Origin of the sequence: Streptomyces sp. NBC_00597 (assembly GCF_041431095.1) — a bacterium.
In the GTDB taxonomy this organism is placed as follows: Bacteria; Actinomycetota; Actinomycetes; order Streptomycetales; family Streptomycetaceae; genus Streptomyces.
Map to the genome: position 1 here is coordinate 1,298,838 of NZ_CP107757.1, position 19,191 is coordinate 1,318,028.

At 70.2% G+C, this 19,191-nt stretch carries 19 protein-coding genes and 1 pseudogene; 5 read left to right on the plus strand and 15 right to left on the minus strand.

Features of this window, described 5'->3' with window-relative positions; translation table 11 throughout:
- The first annotated feature begins 15 nt into the window (after positions 1-15).
- Entirely contained in the window at positions 16-1,434 is a 1,419-nt protein-coding gene (locus tag OG974_RS05515; RefSeq protein ID WP_327279799.1) for an NAD(P)/FAD-dependent oxidoreductase, read from the plus strand.
- On the opposite strand, the gene OG974_RS05520 is transcribed toward OG974_RS05515, so the two are convergent.
- The 7 genes from OG974_RS05520 to OG974_RS05550 all read right to left on the minus strand — a co-directional run bounded on the left by OG974_RS05520 (position 1,406) and on the right by OG974_RS05550 (position 6,419).
- Positions 1,406-1,729: a DUF2087 domain-containing protein gene (locus tag OG974_RS05520; RefSeq protein WP_327279800.1), complete on the minus strand. Its 324-nt coding sequence runs from the start codon at positions 1,727-1,729 to the stop codon at positions 1,406-1,408. The two genes, OG974_RS05515 and OG974_RS05520, sit on opposite strands and share 29 nt — an antisense overlap.
- Before the next feature lie 361 nt (positions 1,730-2,090).
- On the minus strand, positions 2,091-2,741 hold the full coding sequence (locus tag OG974_RS05525; RefSeq protein WP_327279801.1) for a hypothetical protein: 651 nt from the start codon (positions 2,739-2,741) through the stop codon (positions 2,091-2,093).
- Positions 2,742-2,830: 89 nt separating this feature from the next.
- Positions 2,831-3,223: a DUF6114 domain-containing protein gene (locus OG974_RS05530; protein WP_327279802.1), complete on the minus strand. Its 393-nt coding sequence runs from the start codon at positions 3,221-3,223 to the stop codon at positions 2,831-2,833.
- The gene (locus OG974_RS05535) at positions 3,214-3,864 is read right to left on the minus strand and encodes a DUF6230 family protein (RefSeq protein WP_371645619.1); all 651 of its coding nucleotides are present in this window, start codon (positions 3,862-3,864) and stop codon (positions 3,214-3,216) included. The genes OG974_RS05530 and OG974_RS05535 overlap by 10 nt, the downstream gene beginning before the upstream one ends.
- Positions 3,865-3,982: 118 nt before the next feature.
- Positions 3,983-4,759 (minus strand): MerR family transcriptional regulator, encoded by a 777-nt coding sequence (locus tag OG974_RS05540; RefSeq protein ID WP_328764466.1) that lies wholly within the window; start codon positions 4,757-4,759, stop codon positions 3,983-3,985.
- Positions 4,760-4,811: 52 nt separating this feature from the next.
- A complete protein-coding gene (locus tag OG974_RS05545) occupies positions 4,812-5,999 on the minus strand; it encodes a methyltransferase (protein WP_371646746.1) in 1,188 nt (395 codons plus the stop codon).
- A 69-nt stretch (positions 6,000-6,068) separates the two neighbouring features.
- Positions 6,069-6,419 carry a tetratricopeptide repeat protein gene (locus tag OG974_RS05550; RefSeq protein WP_327279805.1) on the minus strand — a complete coding sequence of 117 codons (351 nt, stop codon included), beginning with the start codon at positions 6,417-6,419 and terminating at the stop codon, positions 6,069-6,071.
- 106 nt (positions 6,420-6,525) lie between these two features.
- Between OG974_RS05550 and OG974_RS05555 the strand changes: the two genes are divergently transcribed.
- Positions 6,526-7,491 carry a pirin family protein gene (locus OG974_RS05555; protein WP_327279806.1) on the plus strand — a complete coding sequence of 322 codons (966 nt, stop codon included), beginning with the start codon at positions 6,526-6,528 and terminating at the stop codon, positions 7,489-7,491.
- A 552-nt stretch (positions 7,492-8,043) separates the two neighbouring features.
- Here the strand turns inward: OG974_RS05555 and OG974_RS05560 are convergent.
- Entirely contained in the window at positions 8,044-8,832 is a 789-nt protein-coding gene (locus OG974_RS05560) for a hypothetical protein (protein ID WP_328764469.1), read from the minus strand.
- 53 nt (positions 8,833-8,885) lie between these two features.
- Positions 8,886-9,179, minus strand: coding sequence for a hypothetical protein (locus tag OG974_RS05565; RefSeq protein WP_327279808.1), 294 nt, complete (start codon positions 9,177-9,179; stop codon positions 8,886-8,888).
- A 503-nt stretch (positions 9,180-9,682) separates the two neighbouring features.
- On the opposite strand from OG974_RS05565, the gene OG974_RS05570 reads away from it, so the two are divergent.
- Both OG974_RS05570 and OG974_RS05575 read left to right on the plus strand, forming a co-directional pair.
- Positions 9,683-9,982 carry a hypothetical protein gene (locus tag OG974_RS05570; protein WP_327279809.1) on the plus strand — a complete coding sequence of 100 codons (300 nt, stop codon included), beginning with the start codon at positions 9,683-9,685 and terminating at the stop codon, positions 9,980-9,982.
- 146 nt (positions 9,983-10,128) lie between these two features.
- A complete protein-coding gene (locus OG974_RS05575) occupies positions 10,129-10,356 on the plus strand; it encodes a hypothetical protein (RefSeq protein ID WP_327279810.1) in 228 nt (75 codons plus the stop codon).
- A gap of 45 nt (positions 10,357-10,401) precedes the next feature.
- Here the strand turns inward: OG974_RS05575 and OG974_RS05580 are convergent, their stop codons facing one another.
- The 6 genes and pseudogenes from OG974_RS05580 to OG974_RS05605 form a co-directional block, all read right to left on the minus strand.
- A complete protein-coding gene (locus OG974_RS05580) occupies positions 10,402-11,526 on the minus strand; it encodes a catalase family protein (RefSeq protein WP_327279811.1) in 1,125 nt (374 codons plus the stop codon).
- A 55-nt stretch (positions 11,527-11,581) separates the two neighbouring features.
- A complete protein-coding gene (locus OG974_RS05585) occupies positions 11,582-12,934 on the minus strand; it encodes a Dyp-type peroxidase (RefSeq protein WP_327279812.1) in 1,353 nt (450 codons plus the stop codon).
- 117 nt (positions 12,935-13,051) lie between these two features.
- Entirely contained in the window at positions 13,052-13,642 is a 591-nt protein-coding gene (locus OG974_RS05590; protein ID WP_327279813.1) for a hypothetical protein, read from the minus strand.
- A gap of 423 nt (positions 13,643-14,065) precedes the next feature.
- Positions 14,066-14,404, minus strand: coding sequence for a transposase (locus tag OG974_RS05595; RefSeq protein WP_371645622.1), 339 nt, complete (start codon positions 14,402-14,404; stop codon positions 14,066-14,068).
- A 371-nt stretch (positions 14,405-14,775) separates the two neighbouring features.
- On the minus strand, positions 14,776-15,735 hold the full coding sequence (locus OG974_RS05600) for a tellurite resistance/C4-dicarboxylate transporter family protein (protein WP_371645625.1): 960 nt from the start codon (positions 15,733-15,735) through the stop codon (positions 14,776-14,778).
- Between the two features lie 765 nt (positions 15,736-16,500).
- Positions 16,501-16,803 (minus strand): annotated as a pseudogene (locus tag OG974_RS05605) (ATP-binding cassette domain-containing protein); the annotation flags it as partial.
- A gap of 182 nt (positions 16,804-16,985) precedes the next feature.
- On the opposite strand from OG974_RS05605, the gene OG974_RS05610 reads away from it, so the two are divergent.
- Positions 16,986-19,181, plus strand: a complete 2,196-nt coding sequence (locus tag OG974_RS05610; protein WP_371645627.1) for an FUSC family protein — start codon at positions 16,986-16,988, stop codon at positions 19,179-19,181.
- Positions 19,182-19,191 lie beyond the last annotated feature (10 nt).

A 19,191-nucleotide genomic window follows, 5' to 3' on the forward strand; every position in this document is an offset into this window, starting at 1 on the left:
ACGGTGTCGGAAGCGGTGGAGTACGACGTAGTGGTGCTCGGCGGGGGTCCGGCCGGCGAGAACGTCGTGGACCGGACCCGCGCCGCCGGGCTGAGCACCGCCCTGGTGGAGGCCGAACTCATCGGCGGGGAGTGCTCGTACTGGGCCTGCGTCCCGAGCAAGGCGCTGCTACGCCCGGCGCTGGCCAGGGCCGATGCCCGCCGGGTGCCGGGCCTCGCGGGCTCGGTCGGCGGGCCGCTCGACGCGCAGGCCGTGTTCGCGCACCGCGACTACTGGACCGGCAGTTGGAAGGACGACGGCCAGGTCGACTGGTTGGACTCCATCGGTGCCCACGTCTACCGCGGCCACGGCCGTCTGTACGGCTACCGCAAGGTCGCCGTCACCAGCCCCGAGGGCGAGCACCACGTGCTCGCCGCCCGGCACGCGGTGGTCGTGGCCACCGGTACCCGGGCCGTGGTCCCGGACGTGCCCGGGATCGCCGGGGCGCGGCCGTGGACCAGCCGCGAGGCCACCTCGGCCCGGGAGGTGCCGGGGCGGCTGCTGATCGTGGGCGGCTCGGTGGTGGCCGCCGAGATGGCCACGGCCTGGCAGGCCCTCGGCTCGCAGGTCACGGTCCTCGTGAGGGGTGCACGGATGCTGCCTCGGATGGAGGACTTCGCCGGGGAGCTGGTCGCCGAGGCGCTGCGCGAGGCCGGCGCGGTCGTCCGTACGGAAGTCTCCGTCGAGGCGGTCGTCCGTGACGGTTCGACCGGGCCCGTACGGGTCGTACTGGAGGGCGGCGAGGTCCTGGAGGGCGACGAGCTGCTGGTGGCGACCGGCCGCTCTCCGCACACGCAGGACATCGGGCTGGAGACCGTCGGGCTGACCCCCGGCGACTGGATCGCGGTCGACGACACCTGCCGGGTCCTGGACCACGACTGGCTGTACGCCGTCGGCGATGTGAACCACCGCGCGCTGTTGACCCACCAGGGCAAGTACCAGGCCCGGATCGCGGGCGCGGCCATCGCCGCCCGCGCGGCGGGCAGCCCCGCACTGGACACCGCCCGCTGGGGCGCGCACGCGGCGACCGCCGATACGCAGGCCCTGCCGCAGGCGGTGTTCACCGACCCGGAGGCCGCGGCGGTCGGCCTCACCCTCGCCGAGGCCGAACGGGCCGGTCACCGGGTACGTGCCGTCGACTACGACCTGGGCAAGGTCTCGGGCGCCGGCCTGTACGCCGACGGGTACCGCGGCCGGGCCAGGATGGTCGTCGACCTGGACCGGGAGGTGCTCCTCGGGGTCACCTTCGTCGGGCCGGGCGCGGCCGAGCTCCTGCACGCGGCCACGGTCGCGGTGGCGGGGGAGGTCCCGATCGGGCGGTTGTGGCACGCGGTCCCGGCGTTCCCGACGATCAGCGAGGTCTGGCTCAGGCTGCTGGAGGCGTACCGGGGGTAGTCGTGGCCCGCCGGTAGCTGCTGCCGTCCCGGGTGCGGATCAGCAGCCCCGCGGTGATGAGGTACCGCCGCAGCGCCGAGCAGTCCTCGTGAACGGTGCGCAGCGCGTCGTTCACCTCGGGCTCCGTGTAGGCCCTGTCGGGTGCGAAGAGGGTCTCGGCGAGGTGGGCGAGGAGCTGCTCGCGGCGGCCGGCCTTGCGCGGGATCGCGGTGAGCCGCCCGCCGGAGAAGAGGTCGGCGACGCCGCGCCGCGCATTCGGTCGGGCGGCGTGGGGCGGGAGGTCGTTCTGTGACATGACAGCGAGCCTGTCGGACTCCCGTATTTGCGGCAAAGGGTTTTCGGCGGCCGCGGTCGCGGTCAACCACGGGCCGCAGGTGAAGAGGTGACGGCCGTTCGTCTTGCTGAGCGGACGCCTGGTGGCCGCTGTTGATCGAGGCCGAGTTCAAGCAGGGCCTCGGCGCTCCGCTCTGCGACGCCCTGAGCGTCTCGCTGAAGCAGGCCGCCGCCGCCCCGGCGTCGGCGGTGTATCCGGCCCGCGTACCAGCAGGTGGTGGAGTTTCCGGCGCACCGCCCAGACCCGTACCGGCGAAAGACCCGCCGGCCCCGGAGCGCTCCGGGGCCGGCGGGCTTCTTCGTACGCGGGTCGCCGGCGCCCGTCAGGGGCCGACGGTGATCTGCTGCGCCGGGTCGGTCGTGTCGGTGACCTTGTACACGGCGTTGAAGACGGACGAGGTCGCGCTGGTCGGACAGCCGAACCCGCCGGTGACCGTGACCGGCACGGAGGCGTTGGTGAAGGTCAGGCTCGGCGGGGCGCCGTTCGCCCAGGTCCCGGGGACGTTCGCCGGGGCGGTCGGGGCGGCGGTGACCGTACAGGTGGCCAGGCCGGACGTCTGCACGACGAGCCCGCCGACCGGGACGGTCATGGTGGCGGTGATCGGGGAGCCGTCCTGCATCGAGACCGACCAGGAGCCGCTGGTGGTGACGGTCGGGGTCACTCCCCAGACGCTGGACGTGCAGGAGCTGTACGTCGGCGGGGAGATCGGCGAGGAGACGGGCCCGGAGGCGTTCTGGTTCCCGGGGGCGGCCGGGACCGTGCCGGTGGAGACGGAGACCGTACAAGTCACCGTCACCGAACCGGCCTTGAGGGTGGCCTTGCCGCTGAGGGTGGCCTTGAACGAGTGCCCGGCCGGGGTGACGGTGGTCGACCCGGCCAGCGGTAAGGGTGCGGCGGTGGCGGTGACCGAGGCCACCGACAGCGCTCCGGCGGCGGCGAGGCCGAGGGCGAATGCGGTACGCGTGCGGCTCATGGTGGCGCTCCTTGGGGATCGGGGTGCGGGCTGGAGCCGGTGGGTGTGGGGGACTGCGGTGGTTCGGGGGACCGTGGCGGTGCGGGCTGCTACGGCGCGGGGGGCGCGGGGGACTGCGGCGCAGCAGAGGGGCGTGCGGCGGCGTGCGGCTGCCAGGCGAACATCAGCCCGCCGCCGAGGATCCCGAGCAGGGTGCCGATCAGGAACCCGCCGAGGTTCGACAGGACCAGTGCGGCGGTCGCGATGAGCGTGGTGAGGACCCCGGCGAGGCTGCGCTGCGCCGGCGAGAACCACGCGGTGAGGCCGAGCACGATCATGACGATGCCCATCAGGACGGACGGGATGCCCGCGATGCCCTGCTGGAGCATCACCTTCAGCGGTGCGAGCGGCAGGGCGCAGATCTCGGCCCCGGCGAGGACCGCGAAGAGCCCTCCCCAGAACGGCCTGCCCCGCCGCCACCGCCGCCAGCGGCTCAGAAGCATTCCTTCTTGCCCTTGCTGATGTTCATGCTCAGCCCGGACAGCTTGAAGGTGCCCGCATTCGTCGCCCACGCCGTCTGGTGGAGATCGGAGATGCTGACGGTGTCCGCCTGTTGGGCGAACAGGTCCTGCATGCCCACGGCTTCCGTCGGGCCCTTGTCGAGGGTGGAGGCGTCGCGGCCGATCTCTATGTTGGTGAAGACGGCGTTGCCGGACAGCTGGGTGGCGTCGACGAACAGGTTGCTGGCCTCGACGGGGCTCTTGTCGCCGGCCGTGAGGTTCAGTGAGATGTCGCCGACGATGGGGAGCGTGGTGACCACCGACTGGCAGAGGCTGTGGAGCTTGGCCTCCTTGATGGCGGTGACCGCCACGGGGATGAGCTCCTCGCGGGCGTTGACGTCGACGCTGCCGTACTGGGCGAAGCCCTCGCCTTCCAGGCTGGTCGCCGACACCTTGAACTGCTGGCCCGACACGGCGAAGGAGGCGGCGAGCACGCCTTGTGCGAGGGCGATGCCGAGGCCCGCGGTGATGGCGACGGCGGGTACGGTCAGGACGGCGAAGCGGCGCCAGCGGACGCGGCCGCCTCCCTCGTCGTCTCTGCCGGGCGGGGCGGAGGAATCCGATAAGTTGGGGGAATCTGCCATGAGATCGTCCCTTATTTCGGCTGTGCACCGTTGTTACCGACGAGTTGAATGTAAGAGTGCCAATGGGGGTTGGCAAGGTTGTTCGACCGTGCCTTTTCGGCCGACTCCTACCCGTCGGTCACTGCTCCGTGCGCAGTAGTTCGGCGACCTCCGCCTCCACCCGCCGGCCCATCGCCCGGGCGAACTCCGCGGCCACGACCTCGCCCGCCACCGGACGCAGCGCCGCCGCCGCATCCGAGATGTGATCCAGCTGGCTGGCCGAAAGCTGCTCCAGCCCGTCCGGGCCGATCACATGCCGCCGGAACAGTCCGACGAACCGGTCGGCGAGCGCGGCCGCTTGAACCTGCACGAAATCCCCCGCATCGAGGATCTCCGCCAGCGGTACGCCCTGGCGCACGAGGGTGAGCGTCGCCTCCAGCAGCCGCCGGCTCCGGTGCGTGACCCGGTCGCCCTCGATCCTTACGTACCCCAGCTCCGCGGCCCGCCGGGTGTCCTCGGCCGTCGCCGCCGGGCCGAACAGCTCGCGCAGCTCGGCCAGGGTCATGGTGACCGGCTCCTCCTGGACCCAGTCGCGGGTCATCGCCCGCTCCAGGCCCAGCAGTTGGGACAGGCCGCCGCCGGCCTCCCAAGCGTGCAGCAGCTCGGCGATCCCGTTGACGCTGTACCCGCGCCCCAGCAGATCGCTGATCAGCCGCAGCCGGGTCAAGTGGTCCGCGGAGTACCAGGCGATCCGGCCCTCGCGGCGCGGTGGCGGGAGCAGCCCGCGCTCCTGGTAGTAGCGCAGGTTGCGCACCTTGACGCCGGCCGCGCGGGCCAGGTCCTCGCGACGGTAGCGCGTGCCGTCCGTCGCACCGGTCCTGCCGTCCGTACCGTCTTCTCGCACCAGGCTGCTCACGCGGCCGAGTGTAGGACCTGGCGGGGGACCTACCGGCGGGTGTACCGGCAGGTCACATGGGGCGCGACCGCTCGTCCCGCTTGACTGCCCGCAACACCACGAACTTCGGTTCGCTCGCCGTGACTTCACTGTTGCCGAAGAGGCGGCGCAGGTGGGTGTGGTAGCCCATGTGGCGGTTGGCGACCACCCACAGCTCGCCGCCCGGACGCAGCACCTTGCGCGACTGCGCGAACATGCGCAGCGCCGTCGCGTCCGTCGTCGCCTGGTGGGAGTGGAACGGCGGGTTGCACAGGACCAGGTCGACCGAGCTCGGGTCCAGCATGGCCACGCCGTCGCCGACGAGGAAATCGGCCCGCTCGCGCTCGCGGTGGACGTTGGCGCGGAACGTGGCCTTGGCGGAGGCGACCGCCTGGTACGACTCGTCGGTGAAGACGATTTCCGCGCGCGGGTCGGCGACCGCGACGGCCGTGCCGACGACGCCGTTGCCGCAGCCCAGGTCCACGACCCGGGCGCCGTTGGTGTTGGTCGGGATGCTCTGGAGGAAGAAGCGGGTGCCGACGTCGAGCCGGTCCGCGCAGAAGATTCCGGCGTGGTTGACGGCGGTCAGGCCGGCGCCCGAGCCCGCGTCCTCGTCCAGGGTGTAGGTGACCGGCCACGGGTCGACCGTGCGCGCCGCAGCGGCACTGGGCGTGCAGAAGATCAGCCGGGCCTTCTTCTCGGCGAGCGAGGTCTTGGTCGGGCCGAGGATCCGCTCGAAGAGCTTCAGCGTGGAGGTGTGGATCTCCTTTACCATGCCGGTGCCCACGACGACCGTGCCCGCGTGCACGTGCGGAGCCAGCCGGTACAGCTGGTCCTCCAGCAGCGCCAGGCTCTTCGGCACCCGGACCAGGAGCACGTCGATCCGCTCGGGCGGCGGGTCCTGGGTGGTCAGCAGCCGCACCGTGGACTTGGCGGTGCCGATCCCGGCGCGGTCCAGGTTCGCGGCGGTACCGGACCGGGCCAGGTAGGAGTCGGTGATCTGCGTCGGGCGGTACGCGGCCAGAGCCGTCGTCAGCGCCCCCCAGCGGTCCCCGAGGATGGTGATCTGCCCGGCGCCGGCCAGGTCCACCGGGCCGCGTTCCCCCGTACCGGAGTCGAGGTGGCGCAGCAGGTACTCGTCGGCGGCGTCCCAGGCGCGGAGCTGGTCGCGCGGGTCTTCGGGGAAGCGGGTGAGCTCGTAGGAGCCGAAAGGCGTGGTCAGACGGTTCATCGTGCCCCCAGGCTAACCGAGACGGCAGCCCGGCCCGGCACGGCGCAGCCTTTTCTCCACCTACTCGGGGAAGTCTCCGGCCATGGCGGCGGCGAGCCGCAGGTACCGGGCCGCCTCGTCGGCACGGCCCAGGCGCTCCAGCGTCCGGCCGAGCATCAGCTGCGCGTAGTCCTCCACCGGCCAGCGCTCCAGGATGGCGCGGAGCTCCTGGTCGGCGCGGGAGAGCTGGGCGGAGTGGTAGTAGGCGCGGGCCAGCAGCAGCCGGGGCGCCAGCTGCTCGGGGGCCTCGGCGGCCAGCGCGTGCAGGACGCGGGCGGCCGTCGCGTACTCCTTCGCGTCGAAGAAGAGCCGGGCCCGCTCCCAGCGCTCGGCTGCCGTTCCGTGCTCGAAGTACGCCGTCGCCGTGTCCATCGCGTCCCTTCCGCCGTTCGGGTGGTGTGTCCGCCCCCTCCAACACGAGACGGCAGCCGGACATTCCACCGAACAGGGCGCTGGTGGGGGTACTAAGTTGTGCGGTATGAGCAATCTCGATCGCCAGCCCGCTCTCTCCGCTTGCGGCGGCCGCGGATTCGTCGTGGCCGAACCCGTCCGCGAGCTCCTCAGCCCGCGCACGGTCAAGCTCGGGGAGTCCACCGAGGTCCGCCGACTCCTGCCGAACCTGGGCCGCCGCATGGTGGGCGCTTGGTGCTTCGTCGACCACTACGGCCCGGACGACATCGCCGGCGAGCCCGGCATGCAGGTCGCCCCGCACCCCCACACCGGGCTCCAGACCGTGAGCTGGCTCCACGACGGCGAGGTGCTCCACCGGGACAGCGTCGGCAGCCTTGAGACGATCCGCCCGCGCGAGCTCGGCCTGATGACCTCCGGCCGCGGCATCAGCCACTCCGAGGAGAGCCCCCGCTCGCACGGCCGCGTCCTGCACGGGGCCCAGCTGTGGGTGGCCCTCCCCGAGGTCCACCGCAACGTGGATCCGCACTTCCAGCACCACGCGCAGCTCCCGCAGGTGACGGCGCCGGGCCTGACCGCGACGGTCATCCTGGGCACCCTGGACACGGCCACCTCGCCGGGCACGGCGTACAGCCCCATCGTCGGCGCCGACCTCGCCCTCGCGGCGGGCACCGAGACCAGGCTCCCGCTCGACCCGGACTTCGAGTACGCGGTGCTCTCGATGTCGGGGGAAGCCCACGTGGACGGCGTCCCGGTCCTCCCGGGCTCGATGCTCTACCTCGGCTGCGGCCGCACGGAACTCCCCCTGCGCGCGACGGCGGACGCGGGCCTGATGCTCCTGGGCGGCGAGCCGTTCGAGGAGGAGATCGTGATGTTCTGGAACTGGATCGGACGGTCACACGATGATATCGCGCAGGCTCGCGAAGACTGGATGAACGGGACGCGATTCGGTGAGGTGAAGGGCTACGACGGCCCTCCGATTCCGTCCCCCGAACTGCCGCCAACTCACCTGAAGCCCAGGGGAAGAGTGCGTTGACCTGCCATTTCATGCCGCCCCCGGCCGGGCGCAGCGCGCGCGGCACCCTTTCCGCTTCTTGTTGCCGAAGGGGGGTCGTCGGACATTGTCCGACGGCCTTCGGGGTGCGCGATCGAGTCTCAGGTGTTGCAGGCTGTAATCAGCTCTGGTTGGACGAATGCTGACCTTTTGCTGACTTTACTGACGAGTAGTTAGATCGGCCCTAGGTTTGCGCCAGATTGCCTTGCCCGCAAAGGACGGCGGATGCCGCCCTTCCCTCGTCGGCTCCGACGGCTTTGTCGGCGGAGCTGGCCAAGGCGTTCGATCTGTCGCCGGAGTGGGCGCGGTGGCATGTGGTGGACCTTGTGGACAAGTGACAACAGCCTCGCTGCTCCGGTCCTGCCCGCCAGCCACTGGCGGGAGACTGTGCGGGTGCTGGAGGTTGCGCCCCCGGGCAGACCAGACGTAGCTGCTGCTCGGCGAGGAATGATGTGCTGATCGCCTAGGCGATCGAGGCCCGGACCGTGCGCGCTTGCTGCGCAATCACCGGCAGTGTGTGCTGAATCTCCGGAGTCAGGGTATGACGCCGCCGTTGCAGAAATTGTCGCTGCTCGCCAGAGTCCGGTAAGTGACTCCTTCCCAGCCGTTGGGGCGGTCAGCGAGGCGTGTGGCGGCCTCGTCCGCCAAGTAGTTGCGCACTTCCTGGGCCCCACCAGTGTGACGCAGAGTGGTGAGCAGGCTGAGGATGCCGCTCAGGGTGCGGTTCGCTTGGATGGCGAAGAGACTGGACAGTCCAAAAAGTCCGAAGTGGTACTGAACTCGATCAGCGAGGACTTGATCCCAGGATGGCGAGGGGCTGACGAAGAATTCGAGCCAAAGAGGGCTGTCGTCCACGATCCTCGCGTCGAGCCAGTGGTCATCGTCGATGCGGTCGAGGTAGGGGTGCAGGGGAGTCGTCTCAAGACTCGTCGGGAGGGCGTCGCCCTTGGCGTGGTTGCAGTCGGCGCAGGCGGGCACCAGATTCAAGGGATCGACGCACAACGCGGGGAACGACTTCTTTGGCAGGACGTGGTCAAGGGTTCTGACGACCCCGTGTCCGCACAAGGGGCAACGATCATGTTGCGGGGCTGTTCTCAGCTGCTCGTAGATGACTCGACCGTTCTTGGTACCGAGCATGCCGTTCTCGTAGATCCACGCCACGGCTTCGGCCGCTGAGATATTCGGTAGAGCGAAGGCCACGCACTCCAGGGTGTGCAGGGAGCCTTGCTGGGCCGCGCACCGGAATTGCTCGCCCGCTTCCTCGATGCTGTCAGTGGCGGCCAGAAGTCGCGCCTGGCGGGACGCGTTCCTGGTGCCGGCCACACACGCCTCGTAACTTTGACGGGCGGTGACCCTAGGCGGCTCCAGCGGACACATCAGCGGCGCCCCTGCGACGTTTGGTAGGCGAGCAGAATCCGTGCGAGGCCCTTCGCCTCCCCGCCGAGCTGTCCGCCGAATCGGGCCAGGACCTGCTCGTACGTGCCCAGTTCCCGGACTGCCTTCTCGATCTCGGCGTGAAACCCGGACCGTCGGACTTCGAGGCCGAATATCTCGTGGGTGAGAACCCCGACGTTCTCGCCGTAGGTCTCGATCGATGGCCGCTCCGGCTGCATGGTGCCCTGGCGGCTGACCTTCCAGACACAGGAGCGCGGGACCTCCTGCAGGACCACCGGCGAGTGGGTGCCCAGGACTGCGACCGCATTGCGGTCGGTGAGCAGGTCGGACAGGGCCCTGACGAAGGAGGCAGAAGCGGGGGATGCAGATGTCCTTCAGGCTCGTCGAGGAGCACCAGCGACCGCTCGGCGACGGTTTCCACCAGACGCGTCATCGTCAGCAGGACAATCGCATGCCCCGAGCTGAGACTGGAAAAGATCTCCAAGGCAGTGTCACGGTCGCTCGTACGGCCGAACACGCCTCGGTCCAGCAGAGCCTGCGCGAAGGAGCGGACCGGAGATTCGAAGAAGTACGGGTCGCTACCCAACGCCTCTAGCGCCTTGATCCAACTGTGGACTCGGCCGGCGGCGACAACCTCCTCCACGCTCTTGGCGAACTCCTTGCTTAGGTCAAGGCGCGTCTTGCGCTCCCGAGTCGGGCGCCCCAGCTCATCCACCTTGGCAAGGCCCACATACCTGTAGGAGACACCCGCAACGTTGTCCTCGGCCGCGGGAGGTGGTTGGCCGTCGGCAACGTCCAGCGCACCGTCCCAGCCTTCCAGCTCACCCTGTTCAGCAGCACCCTGTTCCGACTCGAACTGCTCCTGAGCCGGGTCGAAGGCGCTGAAGGTCACGCAGACCACGTTAACGAAGGAGCCGGGTCCATCCTCGCCCCAGATGAGACGCCCGACGGCATCGCTGTCCTCTTCCGGATGTACGACGGCCCTGGTGATGTCGCCGAGCACCGTGGTCTTTCCGACCCCGTTCCGACCGATCAGCACGTGAATGTTAGTGGGGGGCTGTGCATGCGGCTCGACTGAAAAGGAGAGGTGCCAGGGTTTCGTGGTACTGCCGTGCCCGGCGGGGCCCAGGTAGTCGAAGCGGTACTCCGTGAGCCGGGGGCCGCCCTGCGCGATGCGCCGGAACTGGGCTGCCACCGTCCGTGTCTCGAGGCTGCGCAGCAGCGATGTGCTGCACCCGGCTGCTGGACCGGGGCACCCGCGCCGTCACCGAGATCATCGACACCATCACTGGGAACGGGACGGCCGGCGACGCGCTGGTCCGGGCCCGCCTCGCCCAGACGATCGCGGAGGCGAGCTACGCGCAGTACGCCACCGAGCGCGGTGCCCCCGACGCGGAACACCCCGCCGAAACCGACTTCCAGGCGATCGTGCTCAGTCGCTGCTTGTTGTGAGCGTTGTACTACTCGCCCTCGGCGTAGTCGCGGTGGTGGGCCGGGTCAGGCACCAAGTACCTCGTCGGCGCTTCGGGGCTCTGTGCGCGGCTGCTGGTTGAGCTTGTGGCGCGCGATGGAGGAGTGCCGGTAGACCTCTTTGCGGGCCCGCATGATGTTGCCCAGGGGCGCGTGCTCGGCGGTGACCCGCCAGGGTGTGAAGGACAACGCGTCCATCTTCTCCCGGTTGTCCTGACCGGAGATGTCCTGTTGTGGCAACCGCAGCTTGGCCACCGTGACGCACGGCGACAGCTGCTCGGGCCACTCCACGGTGGTGTCCTCCACCGGCATCCGCTCCAGGTCGGTGCAGAGCTGGACCTGGATGTCGAAGGCGTAGGGCCGCTCCTGCAGCTCGGCCACCAGGGCCGGCCGGAAGACCTCCGGTGCCGAGGCCTTGTCGATGGCGCGCCGGACCACCGCGGCGGCGAAGTGCGGGTCGGGGGTGATGCGCACCTTGGCGATGTAGTCCCCGTGGCGGACCGCGCCCATGGTCCAGTAGCTCGACAGCAGTAGATTGACCGGAGGGTTCTTTGACAGGTGCACGAAGGCCAGGAGCTCGTCCCATGCCCAGTTGTCCTGGTTGAGGGTTCCCTTTCCGGTCAAGAATTCGGCATAGAAACGATGTGCGCCGGGTCGGCCCTGGGAGAAGTAGGCCGACGAGTTCAGGAACAGTTCCTGGATGAAGAGGTAGTGCTCGACTGTGTTGCAGAAGAAGATCGGTGCGTTGATGTTGGCGTAGTCGAATGTGCCTGTGTCCGGTTCGTCTTCCAGCAGGGTCGGGCCGGGGATGTCGAAGATCTTCAGTGCCAGTCCGGTGCCGTTGCCCAGTCGTGCGTCGGCTCCGGCGTGGGGTGAGCCGTTGGAGAAGCGGATGAGCGCGTCGTGGGTTCCCGGAGTCGCGTAGATTCCTTGGGCGTACTCGGGGGGCAGCCCGTCCAGGATCTCCACTTCTCCTCGGACCAGCCCGTAGCCCTTGGCGTGGGCGTCTCGAAAGGCCCGGCCGGTGCCACCGGCCGTGACTGACTCGGCGATGTAGCTCTCGGTCTTTTTGATCACCGTCTGCAGGTTCTTGTCGAAGTTCGGGTCGTCGTCTTCGACGTCCGGCGTGTAGGGGACGAACCGTGCTGCCATGATGTCGACCTCTTTTCGCGAAGACCGTGGTGGCCTCAGAGCGCGGGAACTGCGTTCAGCCCTCGAGCTCCGCGAGCCAGCGCAGGGCGCGCAGGCCGGGCAGGAAGCAGTACTCGCCGCCGCGGGTGACCACGAAGCTGGGCAGATTCTGCAGGCGGCGCCGGACCGGCTTCTCGGGGATGGTGACGCTGCCGGTTCCGCCGTGATGCCCGGCCACCGGGTCCTTCTCACCGGGGTAGCCGATGAAGTTGCCGTCGTTGACCCATTCGGCCTTGATGAACTCGAACTGCCGTTCCAGATGGGCTCCGAGGAAGACTCCGACCAGGCCCCGCTCGGCGCCGTCGTCTTCCAGCACGTCCTCGGGCAGCGGCGGGCCGTAGGTGGTGCCGCGGCGGATGAGGCGGTGCATCCGCGCGTCGCCGATGATGGTGGAATCGCGGGGGTTGGTGCGCCGGATGTGCGCACCGGCGGGACACCGGAACCCTCGGTCGTCGTTCTCCCGGTACAGGAAGTCGTTGACGCGGTGCGGATCGGCCGCCAGCTCCGGATCATCGTGCTCCGGCGCCAGCGCCAGCGGCGCCCCGCTGGGCCAGCGCCCGACCATCTTCGCCGCCAGGAGCGCCTCCTCCTCGGCGCTGGAGGAGTTCGCGCGCAGGTACCGGCGCCAGGCCGCCACGTTGGTGTGGACCTTGCGCACGGCCGCGTAGGTCCCGTTGCGCCCCAGCACATCAGGGCTGGGCATGGGCGGCACGTTGCCGGTTTCGTCGGGGTAGCCGAGAATGAACTCGCCCGTCTTGATGGGGACTTCCTGCGGGTTGGAGCCGGGCAGGCCGACGCCCTCGATGTTCGGATGGCTGATGCCGTCACGGAAGCCGAAGGTGGTACGCCCGGTCGGGAGCTGGTGGACCTCCTGCTGCCAGATCACCTGGACACCGGGCGTGTCCTGGAAGGCGACGCGGGCCCGCTCCAGCTGCCTGTCCAGTTGCGCCGCATCGGAGGCCAGGGCGCTCAACGCGATGTGGACATCGCCGGTTCCGAACGGTGCCTCCCAGTGGGTCGGCGCACTCTCGCCCACGTCACCGATCAGCTCCGCCCGGGCGGCCATGCCCTCACGGAATGCCTGCGGAAAGCTGTCCAGCGACTCCTGGGGCACCCCCAGTGCCTTCAGTCCCTGGTAGGTGAACGCCACCGCCACCCAGGCCTCCTGGCTCCGGTCCGCACTAGGCAGACCAGCCGCCGTCACCGGGAGCAGCCGCCGCAGCAGGGCGCGCCCGGCGTGGCGGTCATCGACGCGCAGAAAGATGAACTTCCCGTCGTACGGCACCGGCCGTGGACGCAATGCCCCGCTTTGGATGTCGTCGATCTCGATGTGCACGCTGGCCACACTGCTGCTTGACGTCGCATTCATGCTTTGCTTGTGCCTCCACATCGGCCTGTGCCCGGGCAGCCCCGCAGTGCCGGCCCGCGCCTGCCGACGCGGTCCACAGATGTGGGGTCGGCTCTGATGGTTGGTTGTGTCCTGGTTCTAGCCCGCGGCTTCGTCCAGCAGCTTCTGGAAGGCAGGCGTGGCCAGCAACTCCGCATTGGCCGGGTTGTCCAGCGCCGCCCGGAACTCGGGGGTGTCCAGCACCTCCTGGAACGCCTCGTTCACGCGCTGGTCCTTCCAGATCTGCTGAACGGTCAGATCGGGATAGGAACTGACGAAGCTCCCCGCGGGCGCCTGGTGGGCGACAAACCAGTCCTTCACCCCCGGATCGCTGATGCCAGGAAACCCTTCGGCGTGCGAGAAGACCCTGTCGAAGTTCGCCCCGATTACCGTCTTGCCGAAGTCGTCGATGTACGTGTCCCAGGAGCCGTCGAAGACACTTGCAAACATGTGCTGGGTGCCGTTGTCGAAGATCACATGGCGTGCGTCATGCAGAGTGCCGATCTCGCGCAGCGCCCCACGGTTCGCCGTGTCAGCCGCCGAGTCGGCCATCGCGGCGAGATCCTTACGCAGAGCATCCGCATGGCCCGGCTTGATCTTGGTAAAGACGGTGAACTCGCCGCAGACCCCGTCCGACCTGCCCGGGCGCTCGGGGTGAGCCGGCTGGGTTGCACCTGTCGTCGCAGTCATAGTGAGATCCTTCCTGCCGCGGGTCGGTCCGAGGGCCGCCCGCCAAGCGCCCCGGACATGAGGCGCCGTCGCCCTCACATCTCAATCCTTGCTTCGGCTGCGCTGCCTCGCATCTCAGAACCCGTTGTCGATCCGAACTTGGCGGCTGGGTTTCCGCTGGTGGGAGTGGGTGTCGTTCAGTCGAGGCAGGGATGGGCTGTCCTGTTTCTCGTTGGGTGTGCGGGGTGGCCGATGGTGTCGGTGCTTGGTCTGCTGGAAGCGGGGACAGCCGCGGGCGGGGTGCGGGCCAGGGATCTGACCGTTGCCCTGGGGCGGGAGGCGGTGCCCGCGAAGATCGAGTGTGTGCGGTCGATGGCCAAGCGGCTGGTGGTGCGGGGGTGGGCGGTGGAGGAGACGCCCGGGGTGTTCGCCCCAGCCGTTGGGTCAGCGGTGCCTGCGGCTGCTGCGTGATCCTGGCTGCTCGACCAGGAGCAGGCCGGCGCAGTCCACTGTCAGGTGGCGCTTGCGGCCGCCGACCTTCTTTCCCTGGTCCCAGCCGCGTGATCCGGCGCCGACGGTGTCGGCGGCCCGCAAGGACTGCGAGTCGATGACGGCGGCCGTCGGCTCCGCCTCACGTCCTTCCGTTTCCGGCACCCGGGCTCGGAGCCGGTGGTGGAACTCGGCGATCAGGCCTTGGCGGCGCCAGCGGCGGAAGAAGGCATTGACGCGGTCCCAGGCGGGGAAGTCCGCGGGGACCGCCTGCCACTTGATGCCGTTGGCCAAGGAGGTGGCGAACTGCGTCGAGCGTGATGCGGTGGCAGCAGCCCTCAGGCTGTCCGCCCCGGCCCTCCAGCCAGGCCGGCAATGGCAGCAGAGGACGGACGACCGCCCACTTTGCGTCCGTCATGTCCGATGGATAGCGCCGCACCCCACGAGCTGCCAAGAGGCCCTGCCTTCATGCCCAGACCACCGCAACATCACCCGATCCAGCACGCGCGTGCGGCGGTGTTGTCCGATCACGGACGTGCAAACAGAGAAGGTCGGCGGAATCTCAATCATCCAGTCAAGCGCCCTTGCCCGAGTCCTGGAGCACCGGTTTGGGATCGAAAACGAATGCGGAGTGAAGCTGAGCCGGCTAGACGTTTACGTGCTGGTCACCGGGAGTACGCGGCCAAGTGCCGGACCAGCCCGACGAGTGTGAGTACCCAGGCGGCGACGGCGACCCAGAGCAGTACCTGGCCCGGCGTCCGCAGCCAGCCGATGGCCGCGGCGTCGGCGTCGGACAGGGTGGCGACGGCCGTCATGCCCATCGGGAAGACCGTCGCCCAGCGCCGCATGTCGTAGCGCGGACGCGGCCAGCGCGCCTCGGTGAACACGAGGGCGGCGTACCAGCACAGGGACAGCGCGAGCGTGACCAGTGTGAGCGGACGCAGCGCGTCGTGCAGAGCGGTGTTGCGCCAGGCGGGCACGGCCAGCAACTTCGTCCCGGCGAGCGCGGAGATCGCCAGCGTCCCGCCCGCCACCCACTGTTCGCCCGCGCCGGACCGCATCTGGCCGAGGTCGAAGCGGACGAAGGCGACCGGGTAGAGCGCCAGCCCGAGCGCGAAGCAGCCGAGAGTCGGCCAGGCGAGCCACCCGGAGGGCAGTGAGAGGGCCAGCGTTCCGCCCAGCACGGCCAGGCCCTGCGTCGCGACACACACCAGGAACACCGTCCCCGGCGAACGCCGCTGCCAGTGCCGCACCACCGCCGTCAGCAGCACCGGCCAGATCAGTACCGCGACGACCAGCGCGGCGACGGCGATACCTGACCATCCATGTAGTGCGAACCAGGTCCCAAGGAGGGTCGTTGCGGCCACGGCGTTCAGTGCGGGCGGCGTGTCCGCCTCGCCTTCCCACCGGTCCCAGTCGCGCAGCAGCCGCCGCGCGAAGTCGACAGCGAGTGCGAGCCACGAAGCAGCCGCGAGGACGAGCAGAGTCCATGAGAACGCCTCCTGCCCGACCAGGTGCAGCCCGATGGAGACGATCCCGGTCGCCATCACCGCTGTTCCTGCTCCTGGGGGCAGCTCCGCCCACCAGCCGGCTAGCCCGTCCTCGGCCGCGGCACGATCACCCATCCCCCCACGGTGTGCGGGGGTGGGGCGAGCCGCAACTGCAACGCGGTGACCGACGGGCGAGCGGGCGTCGGTCCAGCGGGCGCCCTTCTCGCAGCGCCTCGAGCACCGGTGCGCGCGTCCGCCCCGCCGGCAGGGGGCCCGACGGAGAGTACGGTGATCGGCCCCAGGTCTGTAGTAGCGCGAGCGGGCGATCGAGGCCCTAGAGGCGCGGGGCGAAGACGTCACGGAGCTGGAGGTCCGGCGGGAGGCATTCGAGTACGTCCCTCGGCCCTGCTGCTCGACGGCTACGTACTGCCCGGGGCGGCTGTCGGCCCGGTCTTTCCGGTTCATCCAACTGGGAAGCATTCGGGACGCGGTCAGGACACAAGGACAGGAACAGACTGACAAAGACGAGGCAACGCCGACCCGGCTCGCCCCATCTGACCTGTAGAAACGCCTCATCGGAGCCCTGGATTCACGGTTCTACGGGCGGTAGTTGGCGCTTCGCTGACCTGCGAGGGTGAGTCGGTCCACCGTCGACGCGAGCCCCAGCAGGGGTCTGTGCGAGGGGCAGGACGGCGAATTCGGGACGCCGGCAGGACGGAGGGTAGGAGAAGGAGCCGTAGAGGCCCATCCTCCAACGCTGTTGTGGCTGTGGCGGGCTTGTCCGACAGGGTCGGGGTGGCGGACGCGCGGGACCGTCGAGGGAGGCCGGGATGACTGGATTGCCTCCATGGCTGCTTCGAAGCACGCCGGAAACGGCCCGTGCTGAAAACGGCCCGCTGCCCAAGGGTGCCGTGGAGATGCCAGCACCTGGCGTGCGCCGCCCTGCTCAACTGTCCGGCCGGAATCCAAGACGGCGATCGAGTCGGCCAGCGAGGCCGTGTCTGGATCGTGGGTGATCAGGATCAGGGCCGGATCGGGATGGTCGCGCAGCAGCCCGGCAAGCCTGTCGAGAAGGCCGCGCCAGGTGATCGTGCCGAGGCCGGATGTGATCTCGTCGCAGATCAGTAGGCGTGGGTGGGCGAGCAGGGCTCTGGCCAGTGCGGCGCGCTGGAGCTCGCCCTCGGAAAGTTGTCCGGGCCTGCGTGCGCCGGGCCGCGTCTTGTTGCTGCCGGAGGCGCACGAGGACCTGGGTGCGAGGGGTACCTGGAACTGGTCCCCCTCACTCGAACGGCCCGGGGTGCCCGGTAGGCCGGGCGCACCCGCCCGGCCTACCGTGAACAGTGGGATCACGTGTGCGCTGTGCCGAATGAACGAGGAGTCTGCGGGTGCCTTTTGGCGGTGGGCTGGAGTGGCTGCGGGCCCGTGATCCGGGCCTGCGGGCGGTGCGTCGTTCCGCGCGGGTGACGCTGGTGGCGTGTGCGGGGTTCTACGCGGCGCGCTACGGCCTGGGGGACCGTGTGGTGGCGGTCTACGCGCTGTTCGGCGCGATCGCCTCGGGCGGGATGTCCTTCGTCCCGGGTGCGCCGCGTGAGCGCGCCCGTACGCTGCTGGCGGCGATGCCCGTCGCGGCCGCGCTGGTCACCCTGGGCACCGTGCTCGGGGCGCATGCGTGGACGGCGGCCCTCGGGATGCTCGGGGTGGGCTTCCTGGTGACGTTCGCGGGGGTGGGCGGGCCCCGGCTGGGTGGGCTGGCAGGCGGCCTTCAGGCGTTTTACATGCTGGCGTGCTTTCCGCCGTACGCCCCCGAGACGCTGGGGGCGCGCCTGGCCGGGCTGGCGGCCGGGATGGTGATGATGGCGGCGGCGGAGGTGTGGCTGCTGCCGGATCCCGCGCCGGGGCATTACGCGGACCGGCTGGCGCGCGCCGCGGCGCTGGCGGCCGGGGCGCTGCGGGCGCTCGCGGCGGAGCCGCGGCCACCGGTCGACAGCCCGGAGCGGCTGATGGCTGCGTCGCAAGAGCTGCGGATGAGCCGGGTGCCGGCCGACGAGCGCCCGACGTCGGCGGCGGCGCGGGACCGGGCGCTGTGCCAGGGCGCCGCCTACATGCGGCATCTGCTGGCCCAGACCCGGCAGTTGACGCAGGACGCCCGCGACACGCCCGGTGCCCGCGACCCCGCGGCGTCGCGGCTGCTGCACGCGTCGGCCACCGCATGCCACGGCGTCGCCCTCGGGCTGTCCGGCCGGGGTCCGGCGCCTTCCGACGCCCCGTACACGTCCGCCGCGGCCGACTTCGAGGCCCGCCGCATCCAATTGCCGGTGCTGGGTGCGAGCGGCGAGGCCGTGGTGCGCGGCGGCGCGATCGCCCTGGACATCGCGAACACCGGGGCTCTCCTGGTCACGGCGGTGCGGATCGTGCTTGGCGCGCCCGTGCCCGCGGACACGACGTCGCCTGCGGATCGACCGGGCCCGTTCTGGTACGCAGGGCGGCCCGCGCCCTCGCTGTACGCGCGCCGCCTGCTGGCCCATCTCACGCCCCGGTCGGTGTACTTCCAGAACGCCGTCCGGATCGCGCTGGCCCTGGCGGCCGGCCGTCTGATCGTGGGCGTGCTCGATCTGTCCCACGGCATCTGGGCGCTGCTGGCCACTGTCACCGTGATGCGGAGCAGCGCCGCGGGCACCCGCACGGCGCTGTGGCCGGCGTTCGGCGGCACGCTCGCGGGGGCCGCCGTGACGGCTGTGATGGTGTTCTCCGTGACGGACCACGTGGCGGTGTACGCGGTCGTGATGCCGGTCGCGTACCTTCTGGCGTTCTCGGCGAGGCCCGTGCTCGGCGCCGGCTGGGTTCAGACGTTCTCCACGATCGCCGCGGTCGCTGCCTTCGCCCAGCTCGATCCCGCCCGGCCGGGGGTGGCCGCGGTCCGGTTCACGGACATGGTCATCGGCGGCGTCACCGGCGCCCTGATCGGGTTGCTGGCCTGGCCGCAAGGCGGCGGCGGGGAGCTGCGACGGGCCTGCACCCGGCTGCTGGACCGGGGCACCCGCGCCGTCACCGAGATCATCGACACCATCACTGGGAACGGGACGGCCGGCGACGCGCTGGTCCGAGCCCGCCGCGCCCAGACGATCGCGGAGGCGAGCTACGCGCAGTACGCCACCGAGCGCGGTGCCCCCGACGCGGAACACCCCGCCGAAACCGACTTCCAGGCGATCATGCTCGCAGGGAACCGGACCATCATCATGGGGCAGACCCTGGTCGACTACTGCCCGCCGGGCGCGCTGGCGGCCTGGCCGCACAGCGCCACCCACCTGCGCGACGCCGCGCACCATCTTCGGCTGACCGCGCTGTCGCTGACGTACGATCTGCGCTCGGGGAAGCAACCCTCCGCGCTCATCGAGCCCCCGGAGGCGAACGTGCCGACGGACCACACCGTCATTGCCGACGTGTGCGCCGCCTCGGAAGGCCGGGCACCCGACCCGCTGCTGTACTACGCCGTCGACGCCGCCATCTGGCTGACGAGCCTGCAACAGGTAGTCAGAGCGATCCGTCCGGCCGCGGAAGGACGGACAGCAGCGCCGGGTTGACGACGGCGAG

What these genes read in the sequence shown, in the direction of transcription:
- OG974_RS05520 (WP_327279800.1), bottom strand. Translation starts at nt 1,729, where the DNA reads ATGTCACAGAACGACCTCCCGCCCCACGCCGCCCGACCGAATGCGCGG.
- OG974_RS05525 (WP_327279801.1), bottom strand. Translation starts at nt 2,741, where the DNA reads ATGAGCCGCACGCGTACCGCATTCGCCCTCGGCCTCGCCGCCGCCGGA.
- OG974_RS05530 (WP_327279802.1), bottom strand. Translation starts at nt 3,223, where the DNA reads ATGCTTCTGAGCCGCTGGCGGCGGTGGCGGCGGGGCAGGCCGTTCTGG.
- OG974_RS05535 (WP_371645619.1), bottom strand. Translation starts at nt 3,864, where the DNA reads ATGGCAGATTCCCCCAACTTATCGGATTCCTCCGCCCCGCCCGGCAGA.
- OG974_RS05550 (WP_327279805.1), bottom strand. Translation starts at nt 6,419, where the DNA reads ATGGACACGGCGACGGCGTACTTCGAGCACGGAACGGCAGCCGAGCGC.
- OG974_RS05555 (WP_327279806.1), top strand. Translation starts at nt 6,526, where the DNA reads ATGAGCAATCTCGATCGCCAGCCCGCTCTCTCCGCTTGCGGCGGCCGC.
- OG974_RS05575 (WP_327279810.1), top strand. Translation starts at nt 10,129, where the DNA reads ATGTGCTGCACCCGGCTGCTGGACCGGGGCACCCGCGCCGTCACCGAG.
- OG974_RS05580 (WP_327279811.1), bottom strand. Translation starts at nt 11,526, where the DNA reads ATGGCAGCACGGTTCGTCCCCTACACGCCGGACGTCGAAGACGACGAC.
- OG974_RS05585 (WP_327279812.1), bottom strand. Translation starts at nt 12,934, where the DNA reads ATGAATGCGACGTCAAGCAGCAGTGTGGCCAGCGTGCACATCGAGATC.
- OG974_RS05590 (WP_327279813.1), bottom strand. Translation starts at nt 13,642, where the DNA reads ATGACTGCGACGACAGGTGCAACCCAGCCGGCTCACCCCGAGCGCCCG.
- OG974_RS05600 (WP_371645625.1), bottom strand. Translation starts at nt 15,735, where the DNA reads ATGGGTGATCGTGCCGCGGCCGAGGACGGGCTAGCCGGCTGGTGGGCG.